This is a genomic window from Arenibaculum pallidiluteum (genome assembly GCF_017355985.1).
GTDB lineage: Bacteria > Pseudomonadota > Alphaproteobacteria > Azospirillales > Azospirillaceae > Arenibaculum > Arenibaculum pallidiluteum.
The window spans coordinates 67733-89813 of sequence record NZ_JAFIQU010000007.1 but is presented as its reverse complement, the minus strand read 5'-3'; the positions used below and the strand labels follow the sequence as shown (position 1 = coordinate 89813).

The window sequence follows — 22081 nt, the reverse complement described above, 5'->3', positions numbered from 1 at the left end:
CAGCACTCCGGGCACGGACGGGGCATCTCAGCGGCCCCAGGGAAGCACGCGCCGGGCCGGCGCGGGAAGCAGCCAGGTGGCCAGCGCCGCCAGCGCGAAGACGAAGGCCACGCAGATCATGGAAACGGCGGCGGCGCCGGGCGTGTCTCCGCCCTCCTCCAGGAAGTAGATCACGATGCCCACGGTCTCGTTGCCGCGCGACCACAGCAGCGCCGAGACGGTGAGCTCGTTGAAGGCCGTCAGGAACACCACCAGCGCGCCGGCCATGGCCGAGGGCAGCACCAGCGGCGCCGCCACGGAGACCAGCCGGTGCCGGTAACGTGCGCCCGCGGCCTGGGCGGCCTCGTCCAGCACGCGGTCGACCTGCAGCAGGGCGACCTGCACGGGGCGCAGGGCCAGCGGCATGAACCGGGCGAGATAGGCGATCACGATCAGCCCCGCGGTGCCGTAGAGCGTCACGTTCACCACCGGCAGCGGCCGCAGGTAGAGAAGGATCGCCGCGATGCCCAGGATCACGCCCGGCAGCGCGTAGGGCAGCTCGGCCACGAAGCCCAGCAGGCCGAACAGCCGCCGGACCGGGCGCCGCCGGGCCCAGAGCCCCGCGACCGCGCAGGGGATCGCGAGCGCCGCCAGCAGCAGCGCCGACAGCCCCGACATCCACAGCGAGTTCCAGAGCGCCCGCGCGGTCTGCGGCACCGCCAGCGCCCGGGCGTAGTGGTCCAGCGTGAAGGTCGCCGACGACAGCGCGAGCCCGTAGGCGCGCGTCACCGAGGTGGCAGCCAGCGCCGCCATGGGGATGGCGGTCATCAGCAGCGCCGCCGCGAGGAGCAGCGCGCCCAGCGGCATCGCCCAGCGGCCGAGGTCGAAACGCAGCGGGTCGGCGCCGCTGGCCGACCCGATCACGGCCGAGTCCCTGCGCCGGCTGATCCAGGTGACGCCGAGCACGCCCAGGCCCGCCACCAGCGCCAGGGCCACCGCCATCACGGCGGCCTCGGCCAGGATCGAGGTGCCGAAGCCGGAGAGGCGCTGGAAGATCAGGACCGGCAGCGTCGCATAGCGGGCCGGGATGCCGAGCAGGGCGGCGATGCCGAAATTTCCGAGGCAGGCCACGAAGGCGAGGCCGAAGCCCGCCCCCAGGGCGGGCAGCGTCAGCGGCAGCACGATTTGCCCGAGGATCCGGCCGCCGCCGGCGCCGGCGCAGCGGGCGGCCTCCACCAGGTCGCGCGGCGTGGCCAGCAGCGCGGCCCGCACCGCAAGGAAGACGATGGGCGCCTGCTCCACCCCGAGCAGCAGCATGATGCCCTGCGCGGAATAGAGCGGGTTCGTCGTCCCCGCCTCGACGCCCAGGCCGAGCAGCGAGAGGAGCCGCGTCGCGGGTCCGAACAGCTCGATCCAGGCCAGGACGATGATCTGGGACGGGATCAGAAGGGGCAGCATCACGGCCAGCGCCAGCATGCGGCGCGCCGGCAGGTTCGTGAGGCCGACCGCCAGTGCGAAGCCGGCCCCGAGCAGCAGCGCGATCACGCTTCCGCCGAGGCTCGTCTCCAGCGACCGGCCCAGCGCGCGCCAGACCGCCGGCGAGGACAGGGTCTTGCGCACGAGTTCGGGATCCACGGCCTCGACGGCGAGGCGGAGCAACGGCAGCAGCGACAGCGCCGCGACCAGCGCCGCCGCCGCCAGGCCGATCCAGAGCTCCGCCCCGGCCCGCCGCAAGTCAGCCCCCGAACAGGTCGGCGAAGCGCCGCTTATTGGCCTCGTCGTTCCTCAGGATCTCGGCGATGGGCGGGGCCATCATCCTGATCCCGTCGCGCGCCGGGAAGGTCGCCGGGGGCTGGACGTCGAAGCGGATCGGCAGGTAGCCCTGGCTGGCGGCGAAGCGCTGCCCCTCGGCCGAGACCAGGAAATTCACGAAGGCCTTGGCAGCCACGGGATTCCTGGCGGTGGTCAGGATGCCCACGGGCTCGGTCACGGGGACGGCGCCCTCGCTGGGGAAGACGAAGTCCACCGGCGAGCCGTCGCGCTTGGCGTTCAGCGCCATGAAGTCGACGATGATGCCGTAGAGCTTCTGGCCGCCGGCGACCTGGGTGCGGACCTGCCCGTTGCCCTGGACCGCGACGGCGCCGTTCGCGGCGAGGTCCTCGAGGAAGCGGGGCCCGAATTCCGGCTGCGCGGCGAGCGTGCCCGTGAAGATCGCGGCGGCCCCGCTGTAGAGCGGGCTCGGCATCACCACCTGGCCCTTGGCCTCCGGCGCCAGCAGGTCCTTGAAGCTCTCGGGCCGCTTGGCCGCCTTCGTGTTGTAGATGATTCCGGTGGTGATGTACTTGGTGCCGAAATAGGTGCGGTCGCGGTCGTAGGAGCTCTCGGGGACGCCATCCAGCGCCGCGTCCTGGAACGCCGCCAGCCGCTTCTGCGCCTTGAGCTGCTCCATGGCCATGGCGTCGGCGATCAGCAGCAGGTCGGGCTGCGGCGCGCCCGCCTGGAACTCGGCCTGCAGCCGGCTCAGGAGCTGGGTGGTGCCGTCGCGAACGAAGTCGACCTCGACGCCGGGATGCGCCTTGCGGAAGGCGTCGATCGTGGCCTGGGCGTCGGCCTGGGGCTGCGAGGTGTAGAGGACGAGCCGGCCAGTAGCCGCCTGGGTGGCCGCCTGGGTGGCCGCCTGGGTGGCCGCCTGGGCGGAGGCGGGCGCCGCGGCCAGGACGGAAGCCGCGGCCGCGACCAGGAGAGCCGCGCCGACGGCCAGGAATCGCTTCATCACTGTCTCCTCACTCGATGCGATGGTCCGACCGCCCGGGCCGGCGCCGCCGACTTGCACTTCCCCGGTTCGGAGCCCGGAGCCGAATCCCTGTGAGATCCGATCCCCGCGACGTCAAGGCACCTCTTGGGCTCTTCTGGCGATCGACTGGATTGCGGGCCGTAACAAAAGTTTAATATTTATTCCGACAAGCAAAAGGCAAGTCTGCGGCGCGCGAATGCATAGCCGTTTCTCGCAGCTTGTGAAATGGTTTTGTGTCGAAGCTCGCCCTCCGCCGCGCAGGGGCATGGAGGCCGGTCGCGGGGGCCGACCCTGGCGGGCACCGCCGCCCACGCCAAGCTTGGCGCTTTTTGAACCCTCGGCATGGTATAAGCTCGGGCAGGACCGACCTTCACGACCCTGGCCACCATGGAACGCATCCCGCTCGATCCGCCGATTCCCGGCCGCAAACCCACCGTCCCGGCGCGCAAGGCCGAGGCGGCCCAGGGCGCGACGGGGTCCAAGGCGGCCACGGGCGAGGCGATCCGCCTGGCCGCAGGCGCTGCGGGTCACAGCTTCTCGACCCTGCTCGCCCAGGCGACGCAGGAGAGCGGCCTGAATCCGAAGGCGCGCAATCCCAAGAGCACGGCCACCGGCGCCTTCCAGTTCGTCGAGCGGACCTGGCTCGACATGGTCCGCCGGCACGGCGCCGCCCATGGGCTGGGCGAGCTCGCCGCGGCGATCACCGTGAAGGACGGCGCGCCGGTGGTGAAGGACGCGTCGCTGCGTTCCAGGATCCTGGCCCTGCGCGAGGACCCGCAGCTCTCCGCGAGCATGGCCGGCCGCTATCTCTCCGAGAGCCGCGCCGCGCTGTCGCGCCGCCTGGGCCGCGAGGTCAGCGAGACCGAGGGACGCATCGCCTATGTGCTGGGGCCGACGGGCGCGGCGAAGCTCTTGCAGGCGGCGGTCCGCACGCCCGACCGGCCGGCGGCCGAGATCCTGCCCGCCGCCGCCAGGGCCAACCGGCCGCTCTTCCACGACAGGGGGCGCGTCCTGGGGGCGGCCGAGACGGTGGCCCGGCTGAAGCAGCGCATGGAGGCGGACGCGACGCGCGTTGCCGACCTGGTGCCGGCGGAGCCCGAGTCGGCCGGGGACGGCGCGGGACCGGCGGGCGGAAATCCGCTGCTGCTGGCCCAGGAGAACGGGACCGCGCTGGGCTGAGCCGCGCACCGGCCTATCGGCCGGAGCGCAGCAGCATGATGGCCTCGGCCGCCTCCTGCGGGCGCAGGATGGACTTGACCACCAGGGCGCCCGCGGTGCTGCGGATCAGCAGGTGCCCGCGCTCCGGTCCCGGGCCACGGCCGGCCTCGCGGCCCAGCAGGTCGGTCGCCAGGACGTCCTCGATCTCCGAGAGGGGCAGCGTGGTCATGGGCGCGATGGCGTTGGGCCGGTAGCGCAGATGACGGCGTGTGAGCTCGAAGCGGAAGGTGCGCCGGCAGATCCACAGCGCCATCAGGGACACGCCCACGCCCGGGAAGAAGCTGTCGGGAATGGCGAGCCCGAAGGGCAGCATGAACACGAAGACCATCAGCCAGGCCCCGTAGAGCACCTTGGGATCCCGTTCGGCATAGAAGAGCACGGGCTCGCGCGTGCCCTGCCAGGCGCGGGCGAGCGCCGCCGCCAGCGCCGGGATCGCCGGCCTCGGGGCGCCCGCGGCCGGAACGCTGCCGCGCCGGATCGGGGTCCTGTCCTCCATGAAGCCCTCCTCGCCTGCCGGGCCGTCCGGCCCAGCCCATGACGGCCCCGGGTGCCACCCGCGGGGCGCCCCCTCAGTCCTCGTCGCGGTCTGCCGGCCGCGGCGGCCACTCGCCGGGCGCGTCGTCGTAGCCCCGCCGCGCGCTGAAGAAGACCAGGAACATCAGCCCGCCGCCGACCACCAGCGATCCGAGCGCACCCAGGGCCAGGGCGACGTAGCCATGGCCGCTGACCTGGCGCCCGCCCGCATCGGGACCGCCGGGTACCCAGTCCCAGAGCATCCATCCCGCGAGCGCCGCCAGCAACAGGCATGGGAGCAAGACCGCGAGGACCGTCCTCATCCGCACCTCCAGCCCGCCTCCAGCCCATATGCGCGGGGTGCCGCCCGGCCCGCGGCCGCGCACCATCCCGGTCCCCTGGCAACCCGCCGCGGCGGCAGGCGTTCCGTGCGCTGCTGTCCCGCGGTCGGGTGCCGCGCTTGCCCCGCCCGGCGATTCGCCGTAGCTTCCGCCGCGCTTTTCCATCTTCGACGCGGACATCCATCATGAGCGGCGACATCAAGAAGATCGTCCTGGCCTATTCGGGCGGGCTCGACACCTCCGTCATCCTGCGCTGGCTGCAGGAGACCTATCGCTGCGAGGTCGTCACCTTCACCGCCGACATCGGCCAGGGCGAGGAGCTGGAGCCCGCCCGCAAGAAGGCCGAGATGATGGGCGTGAAGGAGATCTTCATCGACGACCTCCGCGAGGAGTTCGTCCGCGACTTCGTCTTCCCGATGTTCCGGGCCAACACCCTGTACGAGGGGACCTACCTGCTCGGCACCTCGATCGCGCGGCCGCTGATTGCCAAGCGCCAGATCGAGATCGCCAAGATGGTCGGGGCCGACGCGGTCGCCCACGGCGCCACCGGCAAGGGCAACGACCAGGTGCGCTTCGAGCTCGGCTACTACGCGCTGAAGCCCGACATCAAGGTGATCGCGCCCTGGCGCCAGTGGGACCTGACGAGCCGCACGCGCCTGCTGGACTACGCCGAGAAGCACCAGATCCCGATCGCCAAGGACAAGCGCGGCGAGGCGCCCTACAGCACCGACGCCAACCTGCTGCACATCTCCTACGAGGGCAAGGCGCTGGAGGACCCCTGGGTCGAGCCCGACGAGGACATGTTCACCCGCTCGGTCTCGCCCCAGGCGGCGCCCGACCAGCCGACCTATGTGGAGATCGAGTTCGCGCGCGGCGACGCGGTGGCGGTGGACGGGCAGAAGCTGTCTCCCGCGGCCCTTCTGACCCGGCTCAACGAGCTCGGCGGCGCCAACGGCATCGGCCGGCTCGACCTCGTGGAGAACCGCTTCGTCGGCATGAAGAGCCGCGGCGTCTACGAGACGCCGGGCGGCACGATCCTGCTGGCGGCCCACCGCGCCATGGAGAGCCTGACGCTGGACCGCGAGGCCATGCATCTGCGGGACGAGCTGATGCCCCGCTACGCCAAGCTGATCTACAACGGCTTCTGGTTCAGCCCCGAGCGCCTGGCCCTGCAGGCGCTGATCGACGGCACCCAGGAGACCGTGAACGGCATCGTCCGGCTGAAGCTCTACAAGGGCAACGTGACGGTCGTCGGGCGCAAGTCGCCCAACAGCCTGTACCGTCTCGACTACGTCACTTTCGAGGAGGACAGCGTCTATGACCAGAAGGACGCCCAGGGCTTCATCAAGCTGAACGCCCTGCGCCTGCGCCTGGGCGCGATGGCGAAGAACCGCTGATCCTCGCCCGCTGACCGGCGCGCGGGGACCGCTTCAGCGGCCCCCGCGCCCGCGTCCGGAGTCGCACCCGTTCTCCCGCCTTCACTGGCCGGAAGGACCGGCGCCGCGGCGCAGCCGCCGCATTTTTCCGCAGTCTGCCGCCCGGTTGGGCCGCCGGCATTGCATCCGCGCAACAGAATCGCCGCCCTCCGGCGCCTGATCGGCATTCGGCCGGGCAGCCGCGCGATTCGCTTTTGTGCGCTGCGCTGGCACGAAGATAGCATCCGCTCCTTCGAAACTTTCGCAGCCGGGAACGTCACGGCGCGCGCGACGGGGGGCGGACATGGAGCAGGCGGCGGCGGGGCGGGTCAGGCCTCTGTTCTGGACCTTGCGGCGGATCCTGCTGCTGGTCGGCGTCCTTGTCGGCGTCGCATCGGTCGGGATCCAGGTCTGGGTATCGCGACTCTATGCCGAGTTCTCGGTCTCGGCGCTGAACGCGCAGGCCGAGGTCACCGTGGTTTCGCTGGTGCGCAGCCGGATCCTGAGCGGCTATGTCGAGATCATGCGCCCCCTGGCCGACAACTGGGCCCGCAGCTCGGTCTTCATGGATGCCATCGCCGCGAACACCGAGGAGAAGGCGCGGCTCGCCGCCGACGGCATGTTCACCCTGCAGCCGGTGGTCGACCGGGTGGTCCTTCTGGAGGGCGTGCACGTCTACCGCCCGGACCTGACGCGCCTGGGCTCGTCCCAGGGCCGCCGCGACAGCGCCCTGGACCGCCCCGAGATCCGCGAGGCGCTGGCGGCGCGCGATCCGCAGGCGCGGCGCACGCTGGCGGCCTTCGCCTGGGCCGCGCCCGACGGCGCCGCCCTGCACAGCATCGTGATGCCGATCGGCGGCTTCCGGGTCGCCGGCTTCGTCGAGTTCGTGACCAACCCGCTGCCGCGCCTCGGCGGGCTGGCCGAGGCGCTCGGCGGCGACCTGCGCATTCTGGCGCCCGACGGCTCAGTGGTCTTCGAGGACCTGGTACCGCCCGAGGCGGCCGGCGGTCCGTCCGGCGTTCAGGCCGCGCCGGGCCAGCGTGCCGTCGCCACGGTCGAGATCCCGGACGGGCGCGGCGGCACCTGGGCCCGTGCCGCGCTTGAGCGCGATATCGGGGAGATCCAGGCCCGGGCCGCGGACCTGCGCGACCGCACCATCTCGGCTGCAGCCCTGGTGATGGCGGCGGGCTTCGGCCTCGGCTTCCTGCTGCTGCGCTTCGCCCTGCTGAACCGGCTGAAGTCCTTCGCCGGTGCCATGCGGGCCATCGCGGGAGGCGACACCGCGGTGGGGATCCCGCGCACCGGCCGCGACGAGATGGCGGGCATGGCCGTGGCGCTGGGCACGCTGCGCGGCGCCGTGCAGCAGGTCATGCTGCTGAAGACCATGGTCGAGACGAGCCCGACGCCCACGGCCCTGCTGCTGGCCGGCGGCTCCGTGTCCTTCGTGAACGCGGCGGGGCGGGAGTTCCTGCAGTCGCGCGGACAGGCCACCGAAACCGCCGACCTGTTCGGCCAGGGCGAGGATTTCGCCCGCGCCTGCATGACGCCCGAGCGGCTGCCCCTGCGCGACCATCGGATCTCCGTGGGCGGAAGCACGGTCCGCCTCGACCTCGAGCCCGTGCGCGACGGAAGCGGCGCCTATGTCGGCACCATGGCGGCCTGGAGCGACGTCACCGAGCTGGAGGCCCAGGCGCGCCTGACCGAGACGATGATGGGCGACGTGCGCGCCATCGCTGCGCTGGTGGCTCGCCAGTCGCGCCAGCTCACCGAGCTGTCGGACCGCCTGGACGACCGGTCGCGCGCCACCATCGAGCGTTCGGAGACCGCATCGGAGAGCGTCAGCGGAAGCCGCTCGCACGCCCAGATGGTCGCGGCCGCGACCGAGGAGCTCACCGCCTCGCTGCGCTCGGTGAACCAGCAGGCCGAGGAGGCCGCGCGCCGGGCGGGCGACGCCGCGCGCCAGCTCGAGCAGGCGGATTCGCGGATGCGGCACTTGCAGACCGCCGCGGACGAGATCGGCGCCATCGTCGACCTGATCACCCGCATCGCGGGCCAGACGCACCTGCTGGCGCTGAACGCCACCATCGAGGCCGCCCGCGCCGGCGAGGCCGGCAAGGGCTTCGCGGTCGTCGCGGCCGAGGTCAAGACGCTGGCCTCCGGGACGGCCGAGGCGACCGAGCGGATCGGCGCCGCGGTCGGCCGGATCCGCGAGAGCCTCGAATCGACGGTCGGCAGCTTCGGCGCGATCCGCGGATCCGTCGACGAGGTGAACGGAATCCAGGCGTCCATCGCCAGCGCGGTCGAGCAGCAGAACGCCTCCTCGGCCGACATCGCGCGCAGCATCGGCGAGATCGTCTCGACCGCGGGCGCGCTGGGCCAGGTGATCGATACCGTGCGCGGCAACGCCCGCACCACGGGCGAGATCGCGGCGGACCTGCTGTCCACGGCCCGGCACCTCGCCGAGGAGGCGCAGCAGCTCGAGGACCGGCTGGCCGCCGTCCAGCAGCGGGCCTCCTAGGCTCGGGCGGTCGCCGCGCCCTCAGTCCCGGGTCTCGCCCGACAGGGGCGTGGCGCGCATGGAAGGTCGATCGCGGAAAGCCTCGAACCACTTCGCAAGGCGCGGGCGGCCTTCCCTGAAATCGGGCAGACCGCGGAACGCCAGCCAGTCCAGCGCGGAGGCCAAGGCGATCTGGCCGATGTCCGGCGGCCCGTCGAGGGCTGCCGAGCGCTCGGCGAAATCGTAGCCGGCCAGGAGCTTGGCGGCCTGCCCCTCGGCCAGGGGCGGCCAGCGCACGGCCGCGGGACGGCGCTCGGTCTCCCAGCGCAGCGCGATCCCCGCATCGGCAAGCCCCTGGGCCAGGGCCTGCAGGCGCAACGCCTGCCAGCGCGCGGTGCCCTGCTCCGGGATCATCCGGGGGCCATCGTGCAGCCCGTCGAGATATTCGCAGATCACCACGGAATCGAAGAGCGCGAAGCCGTCCTCCGTCACCAGGACGGGCACCTTGCCCAGCGGGTTCAGTGCCGAGACCTCGGCGTTCCCGCGCGTCGGGCTGGTCTCGTGGTGCACGACCTCCAGCCGCGGGGCGAGGCCGACCTCGTGCGCCAAGACCAGCACCTTGCGCGCATAGGGCGAATGGGTCTGGTAGAGAAGCTTCACGGCACGGCCGTCCCGGCCGGGACAAGCCAGTCCCGGACCTGCTGGGGGGTCAGGTTTCCGCCGCACAGGATCGTCGCGACGCGCTGGCCGCCGAAGCGCCCGGGATCGGCCAGCATGGCCGCGATCCCGACGGCCCCGGAGGGCTCGACCACCAGGCCCAGCGTCTCGTGCAGCAACCGCATGGCGCGCAGGATCCCCTCCTCCTCCACGGCCAGGATCCCGTCGACGCGACCGCGCAGCATCTCCAGCGCCTCGGGAACGGGGACACGGACGGCGATGCCGTCGGCAATGGTCGCGGCCTCGGCCGTCTCGACGGCCCGCCCCTGCTCCAGCGAGAGCTTCATGGAGGGCGCCCGCGCGGCGACGACGCCCAGGACCTCGGCCCCGGGAGCGGCATGGCGCAGCGCCGCGGCGACGCCGGCCAGCAGCGCCCCGTTGCCGAGCGGCACGAGCACCGTCCCGATGCCGGGCGCCTGGGACGCGATCTCCAGGCCGATGGTTCCGGCCCCCTCGGCGATGGCGGGCTCGCGGCCGTCCTCGACGAAGCGCAGGCCCGATTCGGCGGCGAAGAGCCGCGCGGCGGCCTTCGCGGCATCGAAGTCGTGGCCCTCCAGCCGGACGGTGGCGCCCAGCCGGCGCATGGCCTCGACCTTCAGGGGATTGGCCGTCAGGGCGGCAAAGACCACGCATTCGGCGCCGCGCCGGACCGCGGCACGCGCGAGGCCCTGGCCGAAATTCCCGGCCGAGGCGCAGACCAGCCGGTCGCCGGCGCGCAGCTCCTGCGCGGCGAAGAGCTCCGTGCCGCGCCCCTTGAAGGAGCGGATCGGGTTCAGCGTCTCGACCTTGGCAAGGACCTCGCAGCCGAGGGCCGCGTCCAGGGCCGCATGGCCCACCAACGGGCTGTCCAGGAAGACGGGATCGATGAGCCCTTTGGCGGCCTCGATGCGCGCGATGTCGATGGAGCGGGTCATGCCTGGTCCTGTCACTGGTCCAGTCGCTGGTCCTGTCATGGGCTGGCCTCCGGGTTCCGGGGAACCCTAGCACCCGGCGCGTGCAGGGTGGCCGCGCGGAACGCACGGAATGCGCGCTGCGGCCGCGCGCACAGGCGCTATGCTGCGGCCATGCAGCCCGAGCTCGATGCCCTCGATCGCCGGATCCTGGCTTTGGTCCAGGAGGACGCCCGCCAGCCGGCCGAACGGATCGGACAGGCCGTCGGACTCTCGGCCTCGGCCGTGCAGCGGCGCCTCGCGCGGCTGCGCGAGACCGGGGTGATCGCGGCCGAGGTCGCGGTGCTGGACCCGCGGAGCCTCGGCAGGCCGCTGGTGATGATCGTCGACGTGGAGCTGGAGCGCGAGAGGCCCGAGCTGCTGGCCGCCTTCCGCCGCTGGCTTGCCGCCGAGCCCGCGGTGCAGCAGGCCTGGTACGTGACCGGCGAGAGCGACTACGTGCTGGTGGTGACCGCCGCCGCCATGGAGGCCTATGACGCGCTGATGCAGCGCCTGGTCGCGGAGAACGCCAATGTGCGGCGCTTCCGCACGCGCGTCGCCCTGGGCGCCGTGAAGCGCGGCCTGGCCCTGCCGGTGGACGGCGCCTGAGACCCCGCGGAAGGGCGGGCCGCTCAGCCCTTCGCGGGCCGCACCTCGACCGAGGCGGCGGAGCGCTCCGCCGGACCATGATGGACGGCCTCGATGTTGTTGCCGTCGGGATCCAGCACGAAGGCGGCGTAGTAGCCGGGATGGTAGCTGCGCTCGCCGGGGCCGCCGTTGTCCCGCCCGCCGGCGGCGACGGCAGCCGCGTGGAAGGCCGCGACCTGCTCGCGCGAGGCCGCCTGGAAGGCGAGGTGGACGCGGCTGACCGGCCCGTCCGCCCGATCGATCCACAGCTCGTCCGCGGCGAAATGGTCGGCGCTCTCGCGGAACTCGGTGATCCCGACCGCCTGCAGGGCAGCCTTGTAGAACCGCCGGCTCGCCTCCAGATCGGAGACGCGCAGGTGCAGATGGTCGATCAGCCGTCCCCTGTGCAGCAGCATCGCATCCCCTCGTCAGGCACGGCCGAGCGCCCCCTGGCGGAGCGCCCCTGGCGGACGCCCGGGCCGGTCAGCCCTCGAGCATCCGGCGCAGCAGCTCGACATCCTCGGCGAAGCCGGGATCGTCCAGCACGAGCTCCTCGACCTTCTTGACCGCGTGCATCACGGTGGTGTGGTCGCGCCCGCCGAACTTGCGGCCGATCTCCGGCAGCGAGCGCTGGGTGAGCTGCTTGGCCAGGTACATGGCGACCTGGCGCGGCCGGGCGACGGCCCTGGCCCGCCGGGCCGAGCTCATGTCCGACAGGCGGATGTTGTAGTGCTCCGCCACCTTCTTCTGGATCTCGTCGATGGTCACGCGGCGGTCGTTCGCCCGCAGCAGGTCGTGCAGGACCTCCTGGGTCGATTCGAGGGTGATCGAGCGCCCGACCAGCTCGGCATGGGCGACGATGCGGTTCAGCGCGCCCTCGAGCTCGCGCACGTTGGACGAGATCTTGTGGGCCAGGAACTCCATCACCTTCTGCGGGATCTGGATGTTCATGCCGTCGGCCTTGGCCTGCAGGATGCCCAGGCGCAGCTCGTAGGTCGTGGGATGGATGTCGGCCACCAGCCCCCATCCCAGGCGCGAGCGCAGCCGCTCCTCCATGCCCTCGAGGTCGGAGGGCGACTTGTCCGCCGAGATGATCACCTGGCGGTTCTGGTCCACCAGCGCGTTGAAGGTGTGGAAGAACTCCTCCTGGGTGCTGTCCTTCCCGCTGATGAACTGCACGTCGTCGATCATCAGCACGTCGACCGAGCGGAACTGCTCCTTGAAGGCCATGGTGTCCTTGAAGCGCAGCGCCCGGATGAACTGGTACATGAACTTCTCGGCCGAGAGGTACAGCACCCGGCGGTTCGGGTCGCGCTTGCGGATCGCCCAGGCGATCGCGTGCATCAGGTGGGTCTTGCCGAGACCGACCCCGCCGTACAGGAACAGCGGGTTGAAGGTGACGGCCTGCGCCTCGGCGACGCGCCGCGCCGCGGCATGGGCGAGCTCGTTGGGCTTGCCGACGACGAAATTCTCGAAGGTGAAGCGGGGGTCCAGATGGGCGAAGGCGTCGCGGTCCTCGATGCTGAGGACCGAGGAGCCGCGGGCCGCATCGGGATCCAGGTCGGAGCTGGAGCCGCCGCCCATGCCCTCGGGAACCTGGGAACGCGCGCCCGCGTCCTCGGCCACGGCGGGGGATAGGGCGGGCGAGGCGGCAGGCGCCGCCGCAGGCGGCACGGCTGGGCCGCCCCCCGGAACCGGGGCGGCGGCGCCGTTGGCTGCGGCGCGCTGGCTCGCGACCACGATCTCGATGGACTGGACCGAGGGATTCTCGCCGGACCACAGGGCGCGGATGCGGTCGGCATAATGGGTCTGCACCCAGTCGCGCATGAAGCGGGTCGGCACCGCGATCCGCAGCTCGGACCCGCGCAGCTCGCTGACCGCGAGTGGCTTCAACCAGCGTCCGTAGGCGATCTCGCCGACCTCGTCGCGAAGCCGGCCGCACACCCGTGCCCACTGCTGATCCAGCGAACTGCCGCTCACAGACATGCCAAGCCTCAGTTGATCCGCGTCCGCAGCCGTATCGCCCGCCGCGGGCCGGACTCTCTAACCGTTTCCGCGCCCAGATTCCATGATTCGCCTCGCCGCCTCTTCGTTCCAGATCCCGGGCGGACAGCGACGTGGGACTCATGACAGGGCGCTGGCATTACCTCGCAATCGGCACAGACGCGTTGCCGATAATTCGATCCGAATTGTCGATTGTCAGGTGGAGACCAGGAGCCCTGTCGCAGGTGGGTCCGGCACCACTCTTATGAGTCTTGGTGTCTGAGGCCATACGCCTCCGGACATGCAGACACGCCATATCCGAAAGGCGAAGGGACAAAGAACTTTAGTCGGCGCCAAATGGGCTGACAACAGGACCGAAAAGGGAACAAGCGAAAAAGCAAAAAATGATCCCGGACCGCGGAACAAGTCGCGAAGCGAGGCGAAGACAACGCAAAAGCGAAGGGCCGCGCCGGATGACCGGCGCGGCCCTTGGTTCGCGGACGCCCGGGGGCGTCTTCGGGTCTCAGAGCGCCTTGATGCGGGCGGTGAGACGCGAAAGCTTGCGCGAGACCGTGTTCTTGTGGAGCACGCCCTTGGTCACGCCGCGCATCATCTCGGGCTGCGCGGCCTTGAAGGCCTCGGCCGCGGCGGTCTTGTCGCCGGTGGCGATCGCGAGCTCGACCTTCTTCACGAAGGTGCGGATGCGGCTGACGCGGGAGCGGTTGATGGCGGTGCGCCGCTCGGTCGTGCGGATTCTCTTCTCAGCGGACTTCGTATTGGCCATGACGATACCTTGTGCGGACACACCGTGCCGAAAGCGAGGGCGCCTTATAGCGCCGCGCCCCCAACCCGTCAAGACCGGAAGGCGCAGTGACTGCGCAGTGGGGCCGCGCAGTGGGACGGCGCAGTGGGACGGCGCAGTGGCAACGCAGCGGCGCCCTGCCGCTCAGCGGTTCTTGAAGTCGGGCTGGCGCTTCTCGACGAATGCGGCCATGCCCTCCTTCTGGTCCTGGGTCGCGAAGGTGGAGTGGAACAGGCGCCGCTCGAACAGCACGCCTTCGGCCAGGGTGGTCTCGTAGGCGCGGCTCACGGCCTCCTTGGCCATCATGACCGCGGGGCGCGACATGGAGGCGATCCGCTCGGCGACCTTCACGGCCTCCTCCAGCAGGTCGGCGACGGGAACGATGCGGCTGACGAGGCCCGAGCGCTCGGCCTCCTGGGCGTCCATCATCCGGCCGGTCAGGCACATCTCCATGGCCTTGGACTTGCCGACGAAGCGCGTCAGACGCTGGGTGCCGCCGGAGCCCGGTATGGTGCCGATGGTGATCTCGGGCTGACCGAACTTGGCGTTGTCGGCCGCGATGATGAAGTCGCACATCATGGCGAGCTCGCAGCCGCCGCCCAGGGCATAGCCGGCCACCGCGGCGATTACGGGCTTGCGGCACTTGGTGACGCGCTCCCACTTCTTCGTGATGAAGTCGCCGAGATAGGCGTCCATGTAGGACTGCGAGGCCATCTCCTTGATGTCGGCGCCGGCCGCGAAGGCCTTCTCGCCGCCCGTGATCACGATGCAGCCGATCTCGTCCTTGGCCTCGAAGGCGTCCAGCGCCTCGCCGATCTCGGTCACCAGCCGGTCCGACAGGGCGTTCAGCGCCTTGGGTCGGTTCAGCGTGATCAGGCCGACTCGGCCGCGCGTCTCGACAAGGATGTTCTCGTAGGGCATCGGATCGGCTCCAGATTGGGGCGCGCGTATCGCGGCCGTCGTTTTCTGCGTCAGAGAGGGTTCAGGCGGAAGCGCACCGTCAGGCGGCAGCACTCCGCCGCGGCGCTCCGGGCGGCAGCGGGCGTCGGGGCGGGGAATTCCAGGGCCAGCGCCTCGCCGTCGCGGGCCCAGCGATCGGGCCCGGCGGCGCGCCAGCCGAGCTGGGGCAGCGTCTGGGCGTAGAAGGAGCGGACGGATTCGGCCTCGATCGGGCCCACCGCGACGGCCTCGACGATGCGGCCCTCGGGGTTGTCGAACTTCAGCGCCTGGCGCTGGTCGAGCGCCAGGCCCGCCATCAGCAGCAGGTCCCCGATCCCCGGTACGAAGCCGCCCTCCCCTGCCTGCGCCGGAACGGCGGGGCAGAAGGCGAGCAGCGCTGCGAGGACCCGGATTGTCCGCGGGGGCATGGCCATGCCCCGTCCTACATCAGCGCTGGCGTCGCGGACAATAGAAAGTGGATCGGTTGGACTGGATGATGCGCCGGATCCCGCCCGTGCGCGCGATGTCGCAGGTGCAGCCGGGACAGGCCGCCCCCTCGCGGTCGTAGACGGCGAAGCGGTGCTGGAAGTAGCCGAGCTCGCCCGAGGCCTGGACGTAGTCCCGCAGGCTCGATCCGCCGGCCTCGATCGCCTCGGCCAGGACGGCGCGCACCGCCGCGGCGAGATCCTCGGCCCGCTTGCCGACGACCGTCGCGGCGAGGCGCGTAGGGCTCAGCCGCGCGCGGAACAGGGCCTCGCAGGCATAGATGTTGCCGACGCCGGCGACGACCTGCTGGTCCAGCAGCGCCGCCTTGATCGGGCACAGCTTGCCGCGCAGCCGCTCGGCCAGCACGGCCCCGTTGAAGCCGTTGCCCAGCGGCTCGGGTCCCAGTCCGGCGAGCAGCGGGTGGCGGTCCGCCTCGCCGGGCTCGGCCAGCGTCACCAGCCCGAAGCGCCGCGCGTCGTTGAAACGCAGCTCGGCGCCGTCGTCGAAGCCGAGGATCAGGTGATCGTGGGCCAGCACCGGGCCCAGGTCCCGGCCGACCGTCATGCGGCCGGACATGCCGAGGTGCCAGATCACGGTCGTGCCGTCGTCGAGGTCCATCAGCGCGTACTTGGCGCGCCGGCGCACCCGCTCGACGCGGCGGCCGGTCAGGCGGGTGACGAGGCCCTCGGGGAAGGGGATGCGCAGGTCGGGGCGGCGCTGCTCGACGCGCGTCACGGTCCGCCCCTCGATCCAGGGGGCAAGGCCGCGGCAGACCGTCTCGACCTCGGGAAGCTCGGGCATGCGCCAGATATGGCAGGCGCCGGCCTCCGCGCCAATGGGCCTCGGCGCGGCTGCCGCCCGAGACGAGCGGCGTCCATCCGGTCGCACGCCCATGGCGCGTCTGGCACGCCCGCGGCGATGCCGCTATGGTGCCGGCCATGGCCCAAGAGACCAAGACACCGGCGGCGCCAGCGGCCGAGGCGAACGCCGAGACCGCGGAATCCCGCTGGTTCGGATTCCGACCCGTCGACCCCGCGGAGAAGGCGACGCTGGTGCGCGGCGTCTTCGACAGCGTCGCCGGCAGCTACGACCTCATGAACGACCTGATGTCGGGCGGCGTGCACCGGCTGTGGAAGTCCACGCTGATCGACATGGTGCGCCCGCGGCCGGGCATGGTGCTGCTGGACGTGGCCGGCGGCACCGGGGACGTGGCGTTCCGCTTCCTGGACCGCGCGGGACCCGGGGCCCGGGTCCATGTCTGCGACATCAACGAGCGCATGCTGCGCGTCGGGCGCGACCGCGCGGTGGACCGCGGCACGCTGGAGGGGATCTCCTGGGTGGTCGGCGACGCCGAGCGCCTGCCCATCGCGAGCCGCTCGGTCGATGCCTATACGATCGCCTTCGGGCTGCGGAACGTCACCCGCATCGACGAGGCGTTGCGCGAGGCCTGGCGCGTGCTGCGGCCGGGAGGGCGCCTGTTCGTGCTGGAGTTCAGCCATGTGGTCGTGCCTGGGCTGAAGGCGGCCTACGACCGCTACTCCTTCGCCGTGCTGCCGCGCATCGGCCAGCTCGTCGCCGGGGACCGCGAGTCCTACCGGTACCTGGTGGAGAGCATCCGCCGCTTCCCCGAGCAGGAGGATCTGGCCCGGCGCATCGGGGCAGCCGGCTTTGGCCGGCCGGCGTGGCGGAACCTGACCGGGGGCATCGCCGCGATCCATACGGGCTGGCGTCTCTGAACCAAGCATGATCCGGATCCTCCGCAACCTCGCCCGGCTCGTGGTGATCCTGCGCACGCTGGGGCGGCACGACGCCCTGTTCGCGCGCGAGCTGATGGACGTCGCCCCCGGCCTCGGCATGCTGGCGCGCCTGCTCAGCCGCCGCGACGTGCCCGGCCGCCCGGGCCAGCGCCTGGCCGCCGCCCTGACCGAGCTTGGGCCCAGCTTCATCAAGCTCGGCCAGGTGATGTCGACCCGCTCGGACGTGGTGGGCGATCAGATCGCCGCCGACCTGGCGCAGCTCCAGGACCGCCTTCCGCCCTTCCCGGCCGAGGAGGTCAGGCGGATCATCGAGAGCGAGTTCGGCGTCCCCGTCGAGGAGCTGTTCGAGAGCTTCGATCCCACCCCCACCGCCGCCGCCTCCATCGCCCAGGTCCATTTCGCGGTGCTGCCGCGGGACGCCTGGCCCGCCGCGCCCGGCGAGGCCGGCGGCTCCGGCGAAGGCGTCCGCCATGGCGCACCGGGCTACGGCCTCGTGAGCGAGGCCGAGGACGACATCCACCGGCGCGAGGTCGCGGTCAAGGTCCTGCGCCCGCGCATCGAGGAGGCCTTCCGCAAGGACCTGGACCTGTTCCGCTGGCTGTCATCGCTCGCGCTGTGGCTGCAGCCGCGGCTGCGGCGGCTCAAGCCCGCCCAGGTGGTCGAGACCTTCGCCGACACCGTGAAACTGGAGATGGACCTGCGCATGGAGGCCGCCGCGGCCTCGGAGCTGCGCGCCAACTTCGCGGGCGACGACACCTTCAAGGTGCCGCAGGTCGACTGGGACCGCACCAGCCGCCGGGTGCTGACGCTGCAGCGCATCCGCGGCTTCAAGATCGACGAGACCGAAAGCATGCGCGGTGCGGGCATCGACCCCGACCTGGTGCTGGCCCGGGCCTCGGCCGCCTTTTTCAACCAGGTGTTTCGGGACGGCTTCTTCCATGCCGACCTGCATCCCGGGAACTCCTTCATCGACCTGCAGGGCAACATCGTCGCCATCGACTTCGGCATCATGGGCCGCGTCGACCGCGCGACGCGCACCTATCTCGCGGACATGCTGCTGGGCTTCCTGAACGGCGACTACCGCCGGGTCGCCGAGGTGCACTTCCAGGCCGGCTACGTGCCGCCGCACCAGTCCATGGAGACCTTCACGCAGGCCTGCCGCGCGATCGGCGAGCCGCTGCTGAACAAGCCCCTGCACGAGATCTCCATCGGGCGGCTGCTGGCCCAGCTCTTCGAGGTCACCGAGCGCTTCGAGATGGAGACCCAGCCGCAGCTCCTGCTGCTGCAGAAGAGCATGATCACGGCCGAGGGTGTGGGGCGCATCCTGAACCCCGACATCAACATGTGGGAGCTCGCGCGTCCGCTGATCGAGGAGTGGATGCGCGAGAACCGCGGCCCCGAGGCGCGGCTGGCCGAGGACCTGGCGGGCGCCCTGCGGACGCTGCGCGCCCTGCCCGGGGCCGTGCGCCAGACAGAGCACGCGGCGCGCACCATCAACGAGGCCGGCCTGCGCCTGCACCCCGAGACCATCGCCCTGTTCCTGGAGGCCTACGGTGCCAAGCGCCAGCGCATGATCTGGCGGCTGTGGATCGCCACCATGGCCGTGCTGGCCCTGCTCGCCTGGGCGCTCGGCTGAGCGCCCTTCTGCAGCCCGGCGGGATCGCCTATCTATTGGTCGGGGCCGGAGCCCCGACCAGGACCGATATCCGAACCGCCATCTGAACCGCCCAGGACACGACCCGTGACCGATCTCGGCGCGCTTGCCGGCAAGCGAATCCTGCTGGTGATCTCCGGCGGCATCGCCGCCTACAAATGCCTGGAGCTGATCCGGCGGCTGAAGGAGCGCGGCGCCGCGGTGCGCTGCATCCTGACCCGGGGCGGCGCCCAGTTCGTGACGCCGCTGGCGGTCTCCGCCCTGTCCGAGGAGAAGGTGTACCAGGAGCTCTGGTCCCTGACCGACGAGGCCGAGATGGGCCATATCCGCCTATCGCGCGAGGCCGACCTGGTGGTGGTCGCGCCGGCCTCGGCCGACCTGCTCGCCCGGATGGCGGCGGGCATGGCGGACGATCTCGCGAGCACCACCCTGCTGGCCACGGACAAGCCGGTGATGGTCGCCCCGGCCATGAACGTGATGATGTGGCAGCACCCCGCCACCCAGGCGAACATGGCGACCCTGCGCTCCCGCGGCGTGCGCCAGATCGGGCCCAACAGCGGCGACATGGCCTGCGGCGAGGTCGGCTCCGGCCGCATGAGCGAGCCGCACGAGATCCTTGCGGCCATCGCCGGCTTCTTCGCCGAGGCCAGCGGCCCGCGCCCGCTGGCCGGCCGCAGGGCGCTGGTGACCAGCGGCCCGACCCACGAGCCCATCGACCCCGTGCGCTACATCGCCAACCGCTCCTCGGGCAAGCAGGGGCACGCCATCGCGGCGGCGCTCTCCGCGCTGGGCGCCGAAGTCACGCTGGTGTCCGGCCCGACCGCCGAGCCCGACCCGGCCGGCTGCCGGGTCGTGCGGGTGGAGACCGCGCGCGAGATGCTGGCGGCCTGCGAGGCGGCGCTGCCCTCGGACATGGCGGTCTGCGCCGCGGCGGTGGCGGACTGGAGGGTCGACGTCGCCGCGGGCCAGAAGCTGAAGAAGGAGGGCGCCGGCCCGCCCGCCCTGCATCTGGCCGAGAACCCCGACATCCTGGCGGCCCTGGCGCGCCGCGATGCCGGACGCCCAGCCCTGGTCGTGGGCTTCGCGGCCGAGACCGAATCGGTCGTCGAGCACGCGCGGGCCAAGCTCGCGCGCAAGGGCTGCGACTGGATCGTCGCCAACGACGTCTCGGCGGGGACCGGCACCTTCGGCGGCGAATCCAACGCCGTCCACCTGATCCGCCGGGATGGCGCGCCCGAATCCTGGCCGCGCATGGGCAAGGACGAGGTGGCCCGGCGCCTCGCCCAAGAGATCGCCGCGGCCCTGGGCGGCGCAGCCGCGCGGTAGTAGTTTCGGCCGGGCCGACCGGGCGGCTCTCAGACGATTGCGGCCATGGCGTAGGCGTCCTGCTTCAGCGTCGCCGCGATCCTGTGCAGGGCGGCGCCCAGGACGGCGCGGTCCGCGGCGGCCCCGAGCGAGATCCGCAGCGCCTCCACCGGGGTGGCGCCCACCGCGAAGGCCCCGCTTGGCACGACCGCCAGCCCCGCGCGGCGCACGTGGTCGGCGAAGGCCGGGGCGCTCCAGGACGGCGGCAGACGCAGCCAGAGGTGATGGCCGTCCGGGTGGCCAGCGGCGAGCCCGGCCGGCAGGGCGGCCCGTGCGAGCTTCTGGCGCTCGCGGCTCTCGGCCCGGATCGCCTGCAGGATCGACTGGGCGGTGCCGTCCTGGATCCAACGGGTGGCGACCGCGGCGGACAGGGGCGGCGCCATCTGGATCGTCGCCCGCAGCGCGGCCTGCGCCCTTTCGGCCTGGAGCTCGTCGGGGGCCGCGACATAGGCGATGCGCAGCCCGGGGGACAGGCATTTCGAGAGGGTGGAGACGTACCAGGTCAGCTCGGGCGCGAAGCTGGCGAGGGGCGGCAGCGGCTGCGTGGGAAGCATCCCATAGGCGTCGTCCTCGACGATGCGCAGGCCGTGGCGCCGCGCGACCTCCGCCACCGCCTCGCGGCGCGCGGCCGGCATAGTGGCCGTCGTCGGGTTCTGGATCGTCGGGATGCAGTAGAGCGCGCTGGGGCTCAGGCGCCGGCACGCCTCCTCCAGGGCATCGGGCAGCAGGCCCTCCGCATCCATGGGCAGCGCCTCGAGCCGGATGCCGAGCTGCGCCGCCGCGGCCCGCAGGCCGGGATAGGTGAAGGCCTCGGTCAGGACCACCTCGCCCGCCCGGGCCAGCATGGTCAGCAGCGCCATGACGGCCGCCTGGGCGCCGCCGGACACCAGAACCCTCTCGGCCTGCAGGCCTGGGATCAGCGGGGCCAGCCAGGCCGCCCCGACCCTGCGGTCGGCCAGGCTGCCGCCGCTGGGATGGTAGCTCAGGAGCTGCGCGGGATCCGTGCGCCGCAGGACCGCCGCGGTCGCCTGGGCCAAGCGCGTCGGGATCGCCGCGCCCGGCGGCTGCGGCGGCATGTTCATGGACAGGTCGATCTCGGCCTTGGCGGGCGCCCGCCGGGGCACCGCGCGGACGAAGGTGCCGCGCCCGACTGCCGCATCGACCAGGCCGCGGCGCCGGGCTTCGGCGTAGGCGCGCGTGATGGTGGTCAGGTCCACGCGCAGCGCCGCGGCCAGCGACCGGTGCGTCGGCAGCCGCCGGCCTGGCGGTAGCGACCCGGCCGCGATGTCGGCCTCCAGCGCGTCCACGACGGCGAGGTAGATCGGGCCGGGCGCGGCCGCAAGTTCCGGAACCCAGTCCGGGGGCGTGCTGCTCCTCCTCATTCCGGTCGCGTCGCCCTCTCGCATCGCCACGCGCGCAGCATCGGCGCGCGGGTCAAATTGTATGAACTGTAGGCACCTGCCTGCATCCGAAGCAAGCTAGGCTTGGGGCGGGGCTTTGTCCTCGGGACGGGTGAGCCGCCCCTCCTCGGCCTTGTTGATGTACTGGGCGCAGACGAGCCAGCCCTTGAGTGGCCGCAGCAGGGCGCAGCAGCCGCCGACCACCAGCGTGAGCGTGATCAGCAGGTTCAGCCACAGCGGTATGCCGACCGAGATCTCCAGCCAGGCGGCCAGGCCGACCAGCGGGAAGCTGACGATGGACATCGCGAAGAAGGCGGGGCCGTCGGCGGGATCCGCGAAGGCGAAGTCGAGCCCGCAGACCTCGCATTTCGGGGCGATCGTGAGAAACCCCTTGAAGATGTGGCCCTTCTGGCAGCGCGGGCAGAGCCCCCGGACCCCGAGCCAGAACGGGCTCGCGGCGTTTCCTTCCCTGGTCATGACGGGCCTCTTGTAGGGATTCAGCGTGCCTTAATGTGTGGTTTTGCCAGCAGCTCCCGATACGCACAATCCGCATGGCTGGATCGCCACGGCATGCCGGCGCCGCGGGCGTGTCTGCTGGTGTCGCATGGCGCGAAGCTCTAGGGGCGATTTCGCTTTTAAGCTTGCCGTCCGTTTTCCGCACGGTA

General features: G+C 71.9%; 21 protein-coding genes. 7 read left to right on the top strand and 14 right to left on the bottom strand.

The features are described from left to right. Positions 1–27 precede the first annotated feature (27 nt). Positions 28–1713, bottom strand: coding sequence for an ABC transporter permease (locus JUB13_RS16040; RefSeq protein ID WP_207480714.1), 1686 nt, complete (start codon positions 1711–1713; stop codon positions 28–30). Position 1714: 1 nt separating this feature from the next. Continuing rightward, entirely contained in the window at positions 1715–2752 is a 1038-nt protein-coding gene (locus tag JUB13_RS16035; protein WP_207480712.1) for an ABC transporter substrate-binding protein, read from the bottom strand. A gap of 408 nt (positions 2753–3160) precedes the next feature. Here JUB13_RS16035 and JUB13_RS16030 point away from each other — a divergent pair, with 408 nt between their 5' ends. Then, complete coding sequence (locus JUB13_RS16030) at positions 3161–3952, top strand: transglycosylase SLT domain-containing protein (protein ID WP_207480709.1); 792 nt, start codon at positions 3161–3163, stop codon at positions 3950–3952. Positions 3953–3965: 13 nt separating this feature from the next. On the opposite strand, the gene JUB13_RS16025 is transcribed toward JUB13_RS16030, so the two are convergent. Together JUB13_RS16025 and JUB13_RS16020 are read right to left on the bottom strand one after the other, a co-directional pair. Continuing rightward, the gene (locus JUB13_RS16025; RefSeq protein ID WP_207480707.1) at positions 3966–4487 is read right to left on the bottom strand and encodes a hypothetical protein; all 522 of its coding nucleotides are present in this window, start codon (positions 4485–4487) and stop codon (positions 3966–3968) included. A 73-nt stretch (positions 4488–4560) separates the two neighbouring features. Further along, on the bottom strand, positions 4561–4827 hold the full coding sequence (locus JUB13_RS16020) for a hypothetical protein (RefSeq protein WP_207480705.1): 267 nt from the start codon (positions 4825–4827) through the stop codon (positions 4561–4563). A gap of 203 nt (positions 4828–5030) precedes the next feature. On the opposite strand from JUB13_RS16020, the gene JUB13_RS16015 reads away from it, so the two are divergent. After that, positions 5031–6242 (top strand): argininosuccinate synthase, encoded by a 1212-nt coding sequence (locus JUB13_RS16015; protein ID WP_207480704.1) that lies wholly within the window; start codon positions 5031–5033, stop codon positions 6240–6242. 322 nt (positions 6243–6564) lie between these two features. Further along, on the top strand, positions 6565–8778 hold the full coding sequence (locus JUB13_RS32060; RefSeq protein WP_207480702.1) for a methyl-accepting chemotaxis protein: 2214 nt from the start codon (positions 6565–6567) through the stop codon (positions 8776–8778). Between the two features lie 21 nt (positions 8779–8799). Here JUB13_RS32060 and JUB13_RS16005 read toward each other — a convergent pair whose 3' ends face one another. Together JUB13_RS16005 and JUB13_RS16000 are read right to left on the bottom strand one after the other, a co-directional pair. After that, the gene (locus tag JUB13_RS16005; RefSeq protein WP_207480700.1) at positions 8800–9417 is read right to left on the bottom strand and encodes a glutathione S-transferase family protein; all 618 of its coding nucleotides are present in this window, start codon (positions 9415–9417) and stop codon (positions 8800–8802) included. Then, a complete protein-coding gene (locus JUB13_RS16000) occupies positions 9414–10388 on the bottom strand; it encodes a threonine ammonia-lyase (protein WP_207480698.1) in 975 nt (324 codons plus the stop codon). The genes JUB13_RS16005 and JUB13_RS16000 overlap by 4 nt, the downstream gene beginning before the upstream one ends. Positions 10389–10538: 150 nt before the next feature. On the opposite strand from JUB13_RS16000, the gene JUB13_RS15995 reads away from it, so the two are divergent. Continuing rightward, positions 10539–11012 (top strand): Lrp/AsnC family transcriptional regulator, encoded by a 474-nt coding sequence (locus JUB13_RS15995; RefSeq protein WP_207480696.1) that lies wholly within the window; start codon positions 10539–10541, stop codon positions 11010–11012. A gap of 23 nt (positions 11013–11035) precedes the next feature. Here JUB13_RS15995 and JUB13_RS15990 read toward each other — a convergent pair whose 3' ends face one another. The 6 genes from JUB13_RS15990 to mutM all read right to left on the bottom strand — a co-directional run bounded on the left by JUB13_RS15990 (position 11036) and on the right by mutM (position 16041). Next, positions 11036–11446 carry a VOC family protein gene (locus tag JUB13_RS15990; RefSeq protein WP_207480694.1) on the bottom strand — a complete coding sequence of 137 codons (411 nt, stop codon included), beginning with the start codon at positions 11444–11446 and terminating at the stop codon, positions 11036–11038. Positions 11447–11513: 67 nt separating this feature from the next. Beyond that, the gene (dnaA, locus tag JUB13_RS15985) at positions 11514–13016 is read right to left on the bottom strand and encodes a chromosomal replication initiator protein DnaA (protein ID WP_207480692.1); all 1503 of its coding nucleotides are present in this window, start codon (positions 13014–13016) and stop codon (positions 11514–11516) included. A gap of 520 nt (positions 13017–13536) precedes the next feature. Continuing rightward, complete coding sequence (rpsT, locus tag JUB13_RS15980; RefSeq protein WP_207480689.1) at positions 13537–13797, bottom strand: 30S ribosomal protein S20; 261 nt, start codon at positions 13795–13797, stop codon at positions 13537–13539. 162 nt (positions 13798–13959) lie between these two features. Beyond that, positions 13960–14736 carry an enoyl-CoA hydratase gene (locus tag JUB13_RS15975; protein ID WP_207480687.1) on the bottom strand — a complete coding sequence of 259 codons (777 nt, stop codon included), beginning with the start codon at positions 14734–14736 and terminating at the stop codon, positions 13960–13962. Positions 14737–14786: 50 nt separating this feature from the next. Next, positions 14787–15182: a hypothetical protein gene (locus JUB13_RS15970; protein WP_207480685.1), complete on the bottom strand. Its 396-nt coding sequence runs from the start codon at positions 15180–15182 to the stop codon at positions 14787–14789. 19 nt (positions 15183–15201) lie between these two features. Then, positions 15202–16041, bottom strand: coding sequence for a bifunctional DNA-formamidopyrimidine glycosylase/DNA-(apurinic or apyrimidinic site) lyase (mutM, locus tag JUB13_RS15965; protein ID WP_207480683.1), 840 nt, complete (start codon positions 16039–16041; stop codon positions 15202–15204). Between the two features lie 137 nt (positions 16042–16178). Between mutM and JUB13_RS15960 the strand changes: the two genes are divergently transcribed. From JUB13_RS15960 to coaBC, 3 genes are all read left to right on the top strand, one after another. Next, entirely contained in the window at positions 16179–16976 is a 798-nt protein-coding gene (locus JUB13_RS15960; RefSeq protein WP_207480681.1) for a class I SAM-dependent methyltransferase, read from the top strand. 7 nt (positions 16977–16983) lie between these two features. Further along, on the top strand, positions 16984–18633 hold the full coding sequence (locus JUB13_RS15955) for an AarF/UbiB family protein (RefSeq protein WP_207480679.1): 1650 nt from the start codon (positions 16984–16986) through the stop codon (positions 18631–18633). Positions 18634–18738: 105 nt separating this feature from the next. Beyond that, positions 18739–19977, top strand: coding sequence for a bifunctional phosphopantothenoylcysteine decarboxylase/phosphopantothenate--cysteine ligase CoaBC (coaBC, locus tag JUB13_RS15950; protein WP_207480677.1), 1239 nt, complete (start codon positions 18739–18741; stop codon positions 19975–19977). Positions 19978–20006: 29 nt separating this feature from the next. On the opposite strand, the gene JUB13_RS15945 is transcribed toward coaBC, so the two are convergent. Next, positions 20007–21398: an aminotransferase-like domain-containing protein gene (locus tag JUB13_RS15945; RefSeq protein WP_207480675.1), complete on the bottom strand. Its 1392-nt coding sequence runs from the start codon at positions 21396–21398 to the stop codon at positions 20007–20009. Between the two features lie 96 nt (positions 21399–21494). Beyond that, entirely contained in the window at positions 21495–21893 is a 399-nt protein-coding gene (locus JUB13_RS15940; RefSeq protein WP_207480673.1) for a DUF983 domain-containing protein, read from the bottom strand. Between the last annotated feature and the right edge of the window lie 188 nt (positions 21894–22081).